At 40.5% G+C, this 14,670-nt stretch carries 11 protein-coding genes; all 11 read left to right on the top strand.

Going from position 1 to position 14,670, the window contains the following annotated elements; genetic code table 11:
• The first annotated feature begins 9 nt into the window (after nucleotides 1–9).
• Entirely contained in the window at nucleotides 10–990 is a 981-nt protein-coding gene (locus TEPIDINF_RS07140; RefSeq protein WP_421691635.1) for an electron transfer flavoprotein subunit alpha/FixB family protein, read from the top strand.
• Nucleotides 991–1,052: 62 nt separating this feature from the next.
• Nucleotides 1,053–3,143 carry a (Fe-S)-binding protein gene (locus tag TEPIDINF_RS07135; protein ID WP_421691634.1) on the top strand — a complete coding sequence of 697 codons (2,091 nt, stop codon included), beginning with the start codon at nucleotides 1,053–1,055 and terminating at the stop codon, nucleotides 3,141–3,143.
• 19 nt (nucleotides 3,144–3,162) lie between these two features.
• Entirely contained in the window at nucleotides 3,163–4,338 is a 1,176-nt protein-coding gene (locus TEPIDINF_RS07130) for an acetyl-CoA C-acetyltransferase (RefSeq protein ID WP_421691633.1), read from the top strand.
• Between the two features lie 86 nt (nucleotides 4,339–4,424).
• Nucleotides 4,425–5,276, top strand: coding sequence for a 3-hydroxybutyryl-CoA dehydrogenase (locus TEPIDINF_RS07125; RefSeq protein WP_421691632.1), 852 nt, complete (start codon nucleotides 4,425–4,427; stop codon nucleotides 5,274–5,276).
• A gap of 1 nt (nucleotide 5,277) precedes the next feature.
• Nucleotides 5,278–6,417 carry an acyl-CoA dehydrogenase gene (locus tag TEPIDINF_RS07120; RefSeq protein WP_068727555.1) on the top strand — a complete coding sequence of 380 codons (1,140 nt, stop codon included), beginning with the start codon at nucleotides 5,278–5,280 and terminating at the stop codon, nucleotides 6,415–6,417.
• A 23-nt stretch (nucleotides 6,418–6,440) separates the two neighbouring features.
• The gene (locus TEPIDINF_RS07115; protein ID WP_421691631.1) at nucleotides 6,441–7,583 is read left to right on the top strand and encodes an acyl-CoA dehydrogenase; all 1,143 of its coding nucleotides are present in this window, start codon (nucleotides 6,441–6,443) and stop codon (nucleotides 7,581–7,583) included.
• 74 nt (nucleotides 7,584–7,657) lie between these two features.
• Nucleotides 7,658–10,060, top strand: a complete 2,403-nt coding sequence (locus TEPIDINF_RS07110; protein ID WP_421691630.1) for a 3-hydroxyacyl-CoA dehydrogenase/enoyl-CoA hydratase family protein — start codon at nucleotides 7,658–7,660, stop codon at nucleotides 10,058–10,060.
• 15 nt (nucleotides 10,061–10,075) lie between these two features.
• Nucleotides 10,076–11,254 carry an acetyl-CoA C-acetyltransferase gene (locus TEPIDINF_RS07105; RefSeq protein ID WP_421691629.1) on the top strand — a complete coding sequence of 393 codons (1,179 nt, stop codon included), beginning with the start codon at nucleotides 10,076–10,078 and terminating at the stop codon, nucleotides 11,252–11,254.
• Between the two features lie 29 nt (nucleotides 11,255–11,283).
• On the top strand, nucleotides 11,284–13,062 hold the full coding sequence (locus TEPIDINF_RS07100; RefSeq protein WP_421691628.1) for an acyl-CoA dehydrogenase family protein: 1,779 nt from the start codon (nucleotides 11,284–11,286) through the stop codon (nucleotides 13,060–13,062).
• 122 nt (nucleotides 13,063–13,184) lie between these two features.
• A complete protein-coding gene (locus tag TEPIDINF_RS07095) occupies nucleotides 13,185–14,195 on the top strand; it encodes a substrate-binding domain-containing protein (protein WP_068725148.1) in 1,011 nt (336 codons plus the stop codon).
• A gap of 11 nt (nucleotides 14,196–14,206) precedes the next feature.
• A partial coding sequence (locus TEPIDINF_RS07090; protein WP_421691627.1) for a CHASE3 domain-containing protein occupies nucleotides 14,207–14,670 on the top strand: 464 nt, incomplete at its 3' end.

Here is a 14,670-nt window from a genome sequence, read left to right as displayed (position 1 = left end):
GCAGACAAAATGAGCCGAAAGGTATTGGTTTTTGCGGAAGAAAAAAACGGAAAGCTGCGTAATGTCTCTTTTGAAGTATTAGCAGCAGCAAAAAAAATAGTCGACGGTGGGGAAATTGCCAGTGTCTTGTTCGGTACTGACGCAAATGAATACGTTCAAGCACTAGTCGAACATGGTGCGGATAAGGTTTTTGTCGTTCAAGATTCATTATTAACGCAATATGTAACTGATGTGTACAAAGAAGCTTTTCTTGAGGTAGTGAACCAGTTTCAACCTGATGTGATCTTAATGGGTCATACATCCATCGTTCGAGATATGGCACCAAAGATTGCAGCCGCGTTACAAGTTGGGTTGATAACAGATACTATTGCAATAGAAATGGTAGATGAAAAGATTGTCTTTACTAGACCGATTTATGCAGGAAAAGCATTTGTGAAAAAAGTAAGCAATGATTCACTTGTTTTTGCGACCATTCGTCCAAATAATATCGCAATGGAAGATGCAGATTCTTCCCGAAGTGGACTGAAGATTCCACTTTCCTTCACTCCTTCTAATGATGCGTTACGAGTAAAGGTGCGAGATGTTCTTCGTAAAGCAAGCAAGGGTGTAGATCTGAGTGAAGCGAAAATTGTCGTTTCTGGTGGGAGGGGAATGAAAAGCAAAGAGGGTTTTGAGAAGCTTTATGAATTGGCAGATCTTCTTGGAGCCGCTGTTGGTGCCTCTCGTGGTGCTTGTGATGCCGAGTACGCTGATTACTCCTTACAAGTTGGTCAAACAGGTAAGGTCGTTACACCCGATTTATATATAGCTTTAGGTATTTCTGGTGCGATTCAACATGTGGCAGGAATGTCCAATTCAAAGGTTATTGTTGCTGTGAATAAAGACCCAGAAGCCCCCATCTTCCAAATTGTTGATTACGGAATCGTCGGTGATTTATTCGATGTCTTGCCCATCTTAGTCGACGAACTCAAAGTACTTAAAAATGAATGAACATCGACTCAATATATTCTGAAACATCGCTATTATGAAACAAGAAAATAGGAGGGAGATGAATGTGGCAACTGTTTAACCTATTTGCGTTTATCGCTGTAGTTATCTATGGTTTCTGGCTATTTTACCGAGTGTTATATGCTCGTTACACCTATATAAAATTAGGGAAAGATCCCAACTTAGAGAAGAATACCAAGGCAAGATGGAAATCAATCGTTACATTTGTATTAGGTCAAAAGAAGCTGCTGAAGGATAAAAAGAGTGGGGTGATGCACGTCTTTTTATTTTATGGTGCGATTCTTGTTCAATTCGGAGCAATCGATTTAATTGGGAAAGGGTTTATGATGGTCAATGGATGGTACCTCCCAGTGCCTTTCTATCATTTCTTTACATTATCTCAAGAACTATTAGTTGGATCCGTTTTCTTTGCGGTACTTTTTATGGCTTATCGACGATATGTAGAAAAACTGCCACGATTACAACGGAGTTTTCGAGCAGGGCTTGTCTATTGGTTCCTTGCTCCATTAATGACATCTGTCATTGTTGCCGGTGGAGCTGAAATGGTGATTCTACATGAGGATGCAACCATTTACAAACCATTCTCTTCTCTTATCTATTTTGTCATTCAAAACATTCCAACTAACGTAGCATATATCCTCTTTTATGCGGCTTGGTGGGCACACATCTTACTTCTATTATCTTATCTCGTCTATCTCCCTCAATCTAAGCAGGCTCATGAGATTTTTGCAATCGTCAACGTCTATTTTAAGAGATTACATTCACCTGGAAAGTTATCTACTATTTCCTTTGAAGATGAAGAACAAGAAGAATTTGGTGTAGGGAAAATTGAAGATTTTACGCAAAAGCAATTATTGGATCTCTATTCCTGTGTAGAATGTGGTCGTTGTACCAATATGTGCCCTGCTTCTGCCACAGGGAAAGCTTTATCGCCAATGAGACTGATTACAAAACTACGAGATCATCTTACAGAAAAAGGGGAGGTTGTTGCTCCACATACAACGCCATGGGCTCCGGGACATATTTTTAAAGATCCCGCATCCGTTGGGCTCCCGTCGGTACTTGCCCGTCAAGAGGCTGCGGCAACAACGGATGGTGCAACGGCATTAAAACCGCTTCATGAACTGCAATTAATTGGAGATGTCATCACAGAAGAAGAGATATGGGCATGTACCACTTGTCGGAACTGTGAGGATCAATGTCCGGTAACGAACGAGCATGTGGACAAAATCGTCGACTTACGGCGTTATCTAGTTTTAACTCAAGGAGAGATGAGTCCAGAAGCGGCACGGACTTTAAATAATATTGAGCGGCAAGGAAATCCTTGGGGAATAAATCGAAAGGAACGAGCCAATTGGCGGCAGGAACGAGAGGATATTATGGTACCAACGGTAAAAGAAACGAAGGAATTTGAGTATCTATTCTTTGTGGGTTCGATGGGTTCGTTTGATAATCGCAGTAAAAAAATTGCCCAATCCTTAGTGAAAATCTTCCAAAAGGCAGGAATCACCTTTGCCATCTTAGGGAATGACGAAAAGAATTCAGGAGACTCTGCACGTCGTATAGGGAATGAGTATCTGTTCCAACAATTAGCGAAAGAAAATATCGCTAATTTCCAAAAGTATAACGTAAAAAGGATTGTAACGATCGATCCTCATGCCTATAACACATTTAAAAATGAGTATCCAGAGTTTGGTTTAGATGCAGAGGTCTATCATCATACAGAAGTCCTTGCAAAGCTAATTCAAGAGGCAAGAATTAAACCACAAAAAGAAGTAAAAGAACGAATTACCTATCATGACTCTTGTTATCTTGGACGGTACAACGAGAACTACGATACACCACGTTTGATCCTCAAATCTATCCCCGGTGTGGAATTAGTAGAAATGGAACGAAGTAAACAGGATGCGATGTGCTGTGGTGCAGGTGGTGGCTTGATGTGGTTAGAGGAAAAAGAGGGAACAAGGATTAATGTCCTTCGAACGGAGCAGGCCTTACAGTTAAACCCAACTACCATTGCAACCGCTTGTCCGTACTGTTTAACCATGATTTCTGACGGTACCAAAGCTAAAGGAGTCGAAGAAGATGTGAAAACGCTTGATGTGGTGGAGCTATTAGAAAGATCTTTGGTTTAGTAAAAGGAGGAGAGTCATTGTGAGGAAAACTGTGATTGTAAGTGGCGCTCGTACACCATTTGGAAAATTAGGTGGAGCATTCAAATCCATGTCGGCATCCGAGCTAGGTGGAATTGCGATACGGGGGGCCCTAGATCGGGGGAGAGTTCAAAATGATTGGGTAGATGAAGTGATAATGGGGATGGTTCTGCAAGGTGGAGCAGGCCAAATCCCTTCTCGACAAGCAGCAAGGAAAGCAAGATTGGATTGGGATGTTCCTACAGAGACGATTAACAAGGTTTGTGCTTCAGGCTTACGAAGTGTGACCTTAGGCGACCAGATCATTCGTAGTGGTGATGCGGATACGATTGTCGCTGGGGGAATGGAGAGTATGAGCCAAGCTCCCTATGCGTTGAAAAATGGAAGATTCGGAATGCGGATGGGGAATGACGAGTTGATCGATATCATGGTTCATGATGGCTTAATCTGTGCCTTTCATAATGTTCACATGGCGGTCCATGGAAGTAATGTGGCTAAGGAATATGAAATTTCCCGTGAAGCACAGGATGAATGGGCGTTACGTAGCCATCAACTTGCTATTGCAGCGATCGATAATGGCAAATTAGCCGAAGAGATTGTTCCTGTCACCATTAAGGAAAAAAAGAATTCGCTGGTTGTTGATACAGACGAATCACCGAGAAGAGATACGAGCTTAGGAAAACTAGCAACATTACCCCCGGTATTTACACAGGATGGGAGTGTTACAGCAGGAAATGCACCAGGAATTAATGACGGGGCAGCAGCGATGGTACTGATGTCAGAAGAAAAGGCTCAAGAATATGGTTTGCAACCATTAGCAACCATTCTCGGTCATACACAAGTCGCAGTGGAAGCTCCTTATTTAGCCATTGCCCCTGGTCAAGCGATTAATAAATTGTTGATAAAGACAGGATATATGATTGACCAAATCGATCTGATTGAGGTTAACGAAGCCTTTGCTTCCGTCGTTTTAACCAGTGCCACAATTGCCAAATGGAACCCGGAAAAAGTGAATGTCAATGGGGGAGCGATTGCCCTTGGTCATCCAATTGGCGCAAGCGGAACGAGAATCTTACTCACCCTAATTTATGAATTAAAACGTCGGGGTGGAGGATTGGGAATAGCAGCCATCTGTAGTGGTGGCGGTCAAGGGGATGCTATTCTTGTTCAAGTTTAGAGTTTATGTTCTTCGTTTGATTGATGTAATGGTAGGTTTATTGAAGTTTGGGTATAAGGTTGGGATATTGAAAGGGGTTGAGGAAAGTGTCCATACAAAAGATCATGGTGATCGGAGCAGGGCAGATGGGAAGCGGAATTGCCCAAGTGGCTGCTCAAACAGGTTTTCAAGTCATTTTGCAAGATATTAAAGATGAATATCTTGCACGAGGTCTAAAGGTGATTGAAAAAAATCTTACTCGCTATATCGAAAAGGGAAAAATCTCAGAAGAAGAAAAGGAGCAGATCCTTGCTCGATTCCAACTGACGACGGAATTAGGCTTGGCGAGTGAGGCGGACTTCATTATTGAGGCTGCAACGGAAAATATGGGAATCAAAACGAAAATCTTTCAAGAACTTGATCAAATCGCTAGACCCGACGTGATTCTAGCAAGCAATACTTCCTCATTACCGATTACGGAAATTGCAGCGGTAACTGGTCGACCAAATCAAGTGATTGGAATGCACTTCATGAATCCGGTTCCTGTGATGCCGCTAGTGGAAGTGATTCGTGGATTAACTACAACGGATGTTGTGTACCAAACGGTTGAAAATTTAGCCAAAACAATGAAAAAAACACCTGTAGAAGTGAATGATTTTCCAGGTTTTATCTCCAATCGTGTTTTATTGCCGATGATTAATGAGGCTATCTATACCGTCTATGAAGGAGTGGCCACACCAGAAGCCGTGGATCAAGTGATGAAGCTAGGGATGAATCATCCGATGGGTCCTTTAGAATTAGCCGATTTTATTGGCTTGGATACTTGCTTGTCAATCATGGAGATTCTTCATGAGGGATTAGGGGATTCCAAATATCGCCCTTGTCCACTTTTACGAAAGTATGTTAAAGCTGGATGGCTTGGTCGAAAAACAGGACGTGGTTTCTATGTCTATGAATAAGATGAATCTTCATTTTACCGAAGAGCAAGAGTATATACGAAAAATGGTACGGGATTTTGCGAAAAACGAGATTGCCTCAATTGCAGCCCAAATCGATGTAAGTGATCAATTTCCTTTGGAGTTAATCAAGAAAATGGGGAAACTTGGTCTTCTAGGTATTCCAATCCCAGAAGAGTGGGGTGGGGTAGGTGCTGATTTTATTTCCTATATTGCTACAATCGAAGAGATTTCAAAAGCAAGTGCTGCGGTTGGTGTCATTCTAGCGGTACATACTTCCGTTGGAACGCTACCTATCCTCAACTTTGGTACAGAGGAACAAAAGGGAAAATATGTAACAAAGCTAGCAAAAGGGGAGATGATTGGTGCCTTTGCTTTGACAGAACCACAGGCAGGTTCAGATGCTGGAAGAATTAAACTTATAGCGATCGACAAAGATGACCATTATCAATTGGATGGAAGCAAAATCTTCATTACCAATGGTGGAGTTGCAGATCTCTATGTAACCTTTGCCGTTACCGATCCAACCAAAGGAACAAAGGGGATTTCGGCTTTTATTGTAGAGAAGGATACGCCCGGGTTTACGATTGGCAAAAAGGAAAAAAAGATGGGACTTCATGGTTCCAATACAACGATGCTTCATTTTGATCAGGCCAAAGTACCAAAAGCTAATCAGTTAGGGCAAGTAGGTGAAGGCTTCAAAATTGCAATGTCCAATTTAGACGGGGGACGAATCGGTATTGGTGCTCAGGCACTAGGAATCGCGCAAGCAGCCCTTGAAGCAAGTATCCAGTATGCGAAAGAAAGAAAACAGTTTGGACAGCCGATTTCTACCTTTCAAGCGATCCAGTGGAAGCTTGCAGATATGGCCACACAGATTGAAGCAGCAAGATTACTCATCTATCAAGCAGCATCAGTTCATCAAGCAAAGGGGAATAGTACAAAATTGTCATCCATGGCCAAAATGTTTGCCAGTGATGTCGCGATGAAAGTGACAACAGAAGCGGTTCAGATTATGGGCGGATACGGGTATATGAGAGATTATCCAGTTGAGCGATATTTTCGAGATGCGAAGATTACACAAATTTACGAAGGTACAAATCAAATTCAGCGAATGGTGATTGCGAATCAACTATTTAAATAGAAAGCTTTGGGGGAGCGAGTGATATGGATTTTCGTTTAACTGAGGAGCAAGAAATGTTTCGGAAGATGGTACGGGACTTTGCGGAGAATGAGGTGGAACCAACAGTGGCACTTAGGGATGAACAAGAGTTTTTTGATCGAGAGATATTTGAAAAGATTGCAGAATTAGGACTTACAGGGATTCCTTGGCCAGAGGAATATGGTGGGGCAGAATCAGACTTTTTGAGTTATGTGATTGCCGTTGAAGAGCTTTCAAGAGTCGATGCATCGGTTGGCGTTACCTTGTCAGCCCATATATCTTTAGCCAGTTGGCCCATCTATAAGTTTGGCAATGAGGAACAGAAAATGAAATACTTAAAGCCTCTAGCAACGGGAGAAAAACTAGGTGCTTTTGCAATTACGGAAAATGGTGCTGGGTCTGATGCTGCCAATCTCAGAACCACGGCGGTGAAGGATGGGGATGATTACCTGATCAATGGTTCAAAGATTTTTACAACAAACGGAATGGAGGCAGACACCTATATTGTCTTTGCCACTACAGATAAAGGAAAAAAACATAAAGGGATCAGTGCCTTTATTTTAGAAAAAGGGATGGAAGGCTTTACCTTTGGAAAGAAAGAAAAGAAGTTAGGAATTCGTTCATCTACAACCGTTGAATTGCATTTTGAGAACGTACGGGTTCCAAAAGAAAATTTATTAGGGGAAGAAGGGCAAGGGTTCAAAATTGCAATGATGACATTAGATGGTGGAAGAAATGGAATTGCGGCACAAGCGGTTGGAATTGCTCAAGGAGCCTTGGATGCAGCGCTGAACTATGCGAAGGATCGGGTTCAATTTGGCAAACCGATTAGCGCCCAACAAGGGATTCAATTCAAACTCGCAGATATGGCAACAAAAGTTGAAGCATCAAGACTCTTAACCTATCAAGCAGCATGGCTAGAGGATCACGGTCTTCCATATAGCAAACAATCGGCCATGGCCAAATTGATGGCTGGAGATACGGCGATGGAGGTTACCACTGAAGCCGTTCAAATCTTTGGTGGATATGGCTATACCAGAGATTATCCAGTAGAACGGATGATGCGAGATGCCAAAATTACGCAAATCTATGAGGGCACAAATGAGATTCAACGGGTAGTTATAGCTAACTACTTATTGAAAGAGTAATGAAAAAATAGAAAAGGTGTATATGATCTCCTTAATTTGACACTGAACATTGAAATTGAAATGGAGGTTTGTCCATGAAAAGGAAAATTAAAAAAGCCGCGGTGATAGGTTCAGGGGTGATGGGTTCAGGAATCGCAGCCCATCTGGCCAATGTAGGAATATCTGTTTATCTATTGGATATCGTTCCAACGCAACTAACGCTTGATGAAGAGAAAAAAGGTCTTACACTTGATCATCCAGCAGTAAGAAATCGACTGGCAGCTACTGCAAAACAAGCTCTATTAAAAACGAAACCTTCGCCACTCTACTCAGTTGAAGATGCTGACCTCATCCAAATCGGCAATCTGGAAGATGATTTGCATCGTTTATCAGAGGTGGATTGGATCGTCGAAGTTGTTGTGGAAAATCTAGCAATAAAAAAGAAAGTGCTAGAAACGATTGAAACATATCGTAAGCCAGGAACCATTGTCAGTTCCAATACATCAGGGATATCGATTAACGAAATGGTGGCGGATCGATCCGATGAATTCAAAAAGCACTTCTTAGGTACTCATTTCTTCAATCCACCACGCTATATGAAACTATTAGAAGTAATTCCTGCAGAAACAACCGATTCAGAAATTGTGGAATTTATGATGGATTTTGGTGAGAACGTCCTTGGCAAAGGAATTGTGTTGGCAAAGGATACACCTAACTTTATTGCCAACCGAATTGGCACATATGGATTAATGGTTACCATACATGAGATGGAGAAGATGGAATTACGGGCAGATGCGGTGGATTTGATAACAGGACCATTAATGGGACGGCCAAAAAGCGCCTCTTTCCGAACGTTAGATTTGGTTGGAATCGATACATTTGTCCATGTGGCCAATAATGTAAGAGACAACTCAGAGGATGAAGAGGAAAAACGCGTCTTTACGATTCCAAGTTATATTCTTGAAATGGTAAAACAGGGATGGATTGGTGATAAGAACAAGCAAGGTTTTTATAAAAAGGTGATGACTGAAAAGGGCAAAGAAATCTTTGTATTTGACCAGAAGACAATGGAATATGTGCCAAAGGAAAAATTCAAATCGGCATCCGTTGAAATGGCGAAACAGACCAAAACCCTAAAAGATAAATTAAAGACACTTGTTTATGGCAAAGATGAAGCGGCACAATTTGCTTGGAACACGTTAAAACAAGTATTGCTCTATTCAGCCAATAAATTAGGTGAGATCGCTGACGATATTGTGAATATCGATCAAGCGATGAAATGGGGGTTTAACTGGGAATTAGGACCTTTTGAAATCTGGGATGCCATTGGTGTTGAAAAATCTGTAAAACGAATGGAAGAAGAGGGTGTTCAGATTCCTCTATTTGTAAAAACACTTCTAGAAAGTGGTAAAACTCATTTCTATGAGAAAGTAGAAAGCAAACGATTCTATCTGTCTATGAATGGAAACTTTGAAAGCATTTCAAAAAATCCTAAGAAAATTTCTTTAGCCGACTTAAAAGAACAAAAGAAGGTGATCAAGTCTAATTCTGGTGCTAGTCTTATTGATTTAGGCGATGATGTGGCTTTACTTGAATTTCATTCTCCGAATAATTCGATCGCTACGGATATTATTTCGATGATCAACCAGAGCGCAGAAGAAGTGTCGAGGAACTATCGAGGTCTTGTGATTGGCAATGAGTCGAAGAATTTTAGCGTTGGTGCCAATTTAATGATGATTTTAATGGAAGCACAGGATGAAAATTGGGATGAATTAGACTTAATGATTCGGATGTTCCAAGATGCCAACATGAAGTTGAAATATTTAGATAAGCCTGTTGTAGCTGCACCTTTTGGAATGACATTAGGTGGTGGTGCCGAAGTCGCATTTGGAGCGGACTATGTTCAGGCGGCCGCAGAAACCTATATGGGACTTGTCGAGGTTGGTGTTGGCGTCATCCCTAGTGGGGGCGGAACGAAAGAATTATTACTTCGCAGTCTGGAAGGAATTCCAGATGGTCTAACAATGGATGTTCAGCCACTTGTGAATCGAGCATTCGAAACGATTGCGATGGCAAAAGTTTCGACGAGCGCAAAAGATGCAAAAACGCTTGGTTATCTCAGAAAGCAGGATAGAATATCAGTGAATCGGGATACGCAAATCTATGATGCGAAACAAGCGGTTATAGCACTTGATCAACTTAGCTATCGGCCACCAAAGCCAAAGAAAATTCCAGTAGTAGGAGAAACGGGCTATAACACTTTACGCCTAGGAATTTATTCCTTCCTCGTTAGTGGCATGATTAGTGAACATGATCAAAAGATTGTTGAGAAATTAGCCTTTATTCTCGCAGGAGGTAGTGTACCAGCCAATACAATGGTTTCCGAACAATATTTGCTCGATTTAGAACGGGAAGCATTTTTAAGCTTGGTTGGTGAACCAAAAACACAAGCAAGAATGCAATATATGTTAACAACTGGGAAACCACTTCGAAACTAAAGGAGAGGATGGAAAATGAGAGAGGCTGTCATTGTTGCAGCAGTAAGAACTGCGGTGAGTAAAGCACCTAAAGGCATGTTAAAGGATACTCGCCCTGATGACTTAGGAGTCTATGTAATTGAAGAATTATTACGTCGAACACCAGGTTTAAAACCAGAAGAAATTGATGATGTAATCATCGGTTGTGCTTTTCCAGAGGCGGAGCAGGGAATGAATATGGCTAGGAATATTGTCTTGCGTGCGGGATTACCAAAAACCGTTCCAGGAATGACGGTGAACCGTTATTGTTCCTCTGGGATTCAGACGATTGCAATTGCAGCTGAAAAAATTATGGTCGGGTTTGCTGATGTGGTTATTGCCGGTGGCGCAGAGAGTATGAGTATGATTCCAATGGGTGGCAATAAGCTAGCTCCGAATCCATGGTTAATGGAACATATGCCAGAAGCTTATATGGCGATGGGATTAACGGCAGAACAAGTCGCAAAGCAATTCGAAGTCTCTAGAGAAGAACAGGATGCTTTCGCATTACAAAGTCATCAGCGAGCAGCAAAGGCAATTGCGGAAGGGAAATTCAAAGAGGAAATCGTCCCTGTTAAGGTAACGAAAACAATGATGGATGAAACAGGCAAGGTACGTAAAGAAGAGATTATCTTTGACACCGATGAAGGGGTTCGTACGGATACGTCAATGGAAGCATTAGCAAAGTTAAAACCCGCATTTATGGCAAATGGCACGGTGACAGCGGGGAACTCCTCACAAACCAGTGATGGGGCTGCTGCAGTGATGGTCATGTCAAGGGAAAAGGCCGAGGAACTTGGATTAAAACCAATCGCTCGTTTTATAAGTTATGCAGTATCAGGTGTTGCACCAGATATCATGGGAATTGGGCCTGTAACGGCGATTCCAAAAGCACTCGAAAGAGCAGGATTAACACTTGAGGATATTGATCTGTTTGAATTAAATGAAGCCTTTGCCGCACAAGCAGTTTATGTCATTCGCGAATTAGGACTTGATCCAGAAAAAGTAAATGTTAATGGTGGAGCAATTGCACTCGGGCACCCATTAGGCTGCACAGGTGCCAAACTCTCTGTGACACTCTTACATGAATTAAAACGAAGAAATGGAAGATATGGTGTGGTTTCGATGTGTATTGGCGGAGGAATGGGAGCCGCAGGAGTCTTTGAACTGTTATAAAAATAATAGATGTGATGGAGGGGATTCGGATGGAAGATAAAAAGCAAATCAAAGGTGGTAGTTTTTTAATTGAGGATGTAAAGCCAACAGATATTTTTACACCAGAGGATTTTAATGAGGAGCATGTGATGATCGCTAAAACGACATGGGACTTTGTCGAAGGAGAAATCCTCCCTCAAGCTGAGGCGATCGAACACAAAAATTTTGATTTGGTTGTGAAACTATTAAAAGAAGCAGGAGAATTAGGGCTACTCGGTGCAGATGTACCTGAGGAATATGGCGGAATTGGGTTAGATAAGATCAGCTCGTCCTTAATTACGGAGAATATCGCAAAAGCAGGATCATTTGCCTTAAGTCATGGAGCGCACGTCGGGATTGGTTCACTTCCCATTGTGTTTTTTGGAAATGAAGATCAACGTCAAAAATATCTCCCAGCTTTAGCATCTGGGGAGAAGATCGCCGCTTACGCCTTAACCGAACCTACATCAGGCTCTGATGCATTAGGGGCAAAGGCAACCGCCGTATTAAGTGAAGATGGCAAATATTATATTTTAAACGGAACGAAACAGTTTATTACCAATGCAGGTTTTGCTGATGTCTTTGTCGTTTATGCGAAAGTTGATGGGGATAAATTTTCTGCTTTTATCGTGGAGAGAGAGTTCGAAGGCGTATCAGTTGGACCGGAGGAAAAGAAAATGGGAATCCGTGGTTCTTCGACTCGTCCATTGATCCTTGAGGATGCAAAGGTTCCAATGGAAAATCTTTTAGGGGAAGTCGGAAAAGGTCATGTGATCGCCTTTAATATCTTAAATATTGGTCGATACAAATTGGGAATTGGTACAGTGGGTTCTTCCAAACGAGTAATTGATCTTGCGGTGAAGTATGCCAAGGAACGGAAGCAGTTCAAGACCCCGATTAGCTCATTCCCACTGATTCAGGAGAAGTTGGCAGATATGGTAATTCGAACGTATGTGAATGAGACCACTGTTTATCGGACGGGTGGATTAATTGAGGATTCATTAAACGCATTAAAAGGTGTCAAAGAAGACGAAGGGCGAAAAGTGGCTAATGGAATTGCCGAATATGCAATTGAATGTTCCATAAACAAAATTTACGGTTCAGAAGCCTTAGATTTTGTTGTAGATGAAGGGGTTCAAATCCATGGAGGGTATGGCTTTATTGAGGAATATGAAATTGAGAGATTGTATCGAGATTCTCGAATCAATCGAATTTTTGAGGGAACGAACGAGATTAACCGTCTTTTAATCCCGGGAACTCTATTGAAAAAGGCATTAAAAGGCGAACTCCCACTTTTAGCAAAAGCACAAGGGTTACAACAAGAACTGATGGGAATCATGCCTTCCATACTTGAAGAAACTCCATTAAACCAAGAAAAGGATCTGCTAGAAAAAACCAAGAAAATGGCACTAATGGTGGCTGGAATCGCAGTTCAAAAATATCAACAAAAGCTAGAACAGGAACAAGAAATTTTGCGCAATATTTCCGATATGATCATCGAAATCTATGGATTAGAAAGTATTCTTTTACGGACATTAAAATCCATAAACAAGGTCGGCGTAGAGAAGTCTATCCAAAAGATTGAAATGACCCAAGTCTACTTCCAAGAGACTTTTGAAAGATTGTCTCAACTAGCAAAGGTGACCCTAGCGTCGTTGGAAGAGGGGGATGTGTTAAGAACCCAACTCTCGATCTTAAAGAAACTCACTCGTTACACCCCTATCAACACGGTTCAATTAAAACGCAACATTGCTGCACGTATTTTGGAGGCGGAGAAATACGTGGTGTAAGGAAATGAAAGAGGATGGCTGTAGAAAGCCATCCTCGCAGGGAGTGTCAAAAGGATTTTGAACCCTTGTGTCGAATATGTTGAATATAATGATAGTTGATCAGTAGGGAGACAATTCATGTAATGGAAAAAGGATCAAGATTTACTTACAAATTGAAGAAATATATCAATATTATTTTATTGATTTTGATTGTGACCATTAGTTTTATTTTTTATAAGATTCAAACCTATGAACAAATAGAAGTTTTACAAAAACCAAAATATCATTTTTTTGTGATTTTGCAAAGTTCTGTTGATCCATTTTGGGAGGAGATTAGGCTTGGAATTGAGAAGGCAGCCAAACAGAATAATGTGGCAGTCGAATTTAATAGTCCTAGATTTAACAATCCTGAAGAAGAATTAAAATATCTAGATATTGCTGTAGCTTCACATGTTGACGGTATTATTACCCATGTATCACCTAATGCGAATTTTAAGGATGTAATAGATAGAGCTTATCTAAAAAATATACCTGTGGTAACTGTGGAAAATGATGATGTAAATAGTAGCAGAAATGCCTTTGTTGGTACAAATAGCTTCCTGCTTGGAAAAGAGGCAGGAAATTTAATGGTTCAAGCAACAGCCGGAAAAGCAAAAATTGCTATTATCATGAACAATGATTATGAACTGGATGAAGTAAGTCAAAATCTTAAAATTAACGGTTTCTTCAGTACAATAAGAGATTATAAAGAAATGGAAGTCATAAAAATATTTAGTTCAAGGCTAGGGATTTTAAGCGCGGAGGAGATCACTCAATCTATCCTAAAAGATTATCCTCAAGTAAATGCGATCTATACAACTAACTCAGTAGATACTTTAGGTTCAGCTCAAGTTATCGTTGATAGTAATAAAGTTGGGGTTGTTACATTAGTTGGTTATGGTGATACAGAAAACATCCTAAGATATATCGGGAAAAGTATTATATATGGTACTGTAATGAGCGATCCATACAAAATGGGTTATGAAAGTATTGAAGCATTAATAGATATTAAAGAAAAAAAGACAACATCTACTTTTATCGATACAGGAGTAAAAGTGATTACGATGAAAAATCTGCAAGATTATCAAAATATCAGATATAGTAAAGTAGAATAGACGGTGAAGAGATGTTCAAGAGCTTGTTTCGTTTTACAGGGATTAGAAAAAAACTGATGATTTACTATTTAATTACAATTATTTTATTAGGGGCAACCAGTACTTTTTCGTATTATAATGCCAAATTAATGCTGTCGAAAGTAAAAGATATTTTTGTAGACTATATTTATTTAAATAATTTAAATAACGAAGTGACATTACTTACAACAGAGGTAGAAAAATATCTAACATCTAAATCATCGGATGCTCTTTTAAATTATTACACTTATTATAATCGCCTTCAGGAAAAATCAGCAAAGATCTCTAGAGAACCCAGTTTTGAGTTGGATGATCTAATGTTGAAAGATATAGGGTATATGATTGATCATTTACTTGAAGAAACCGATCGTGCCATAATGGCTAAAAGGGGAAGAATTAGTAGTGAATATATAGCAAGTTTTAAAAGATCTAATGAAATAAGTGAATATATTAAATT

This window comes from Tepidibacillus infernus (genome assembly GCF_048898065.1).
In the GTDB taxonomy this organism is placed as follows: Bacteria; Bacillota; Bacilli; order Tepidibacillales; family Tepidibacillaceae; genus Tepidibacillus_B; species Tepidibacillus_B infernus.
This window is presented reverse-complemented; position numbering and strand designations above follow the sequence as displayed.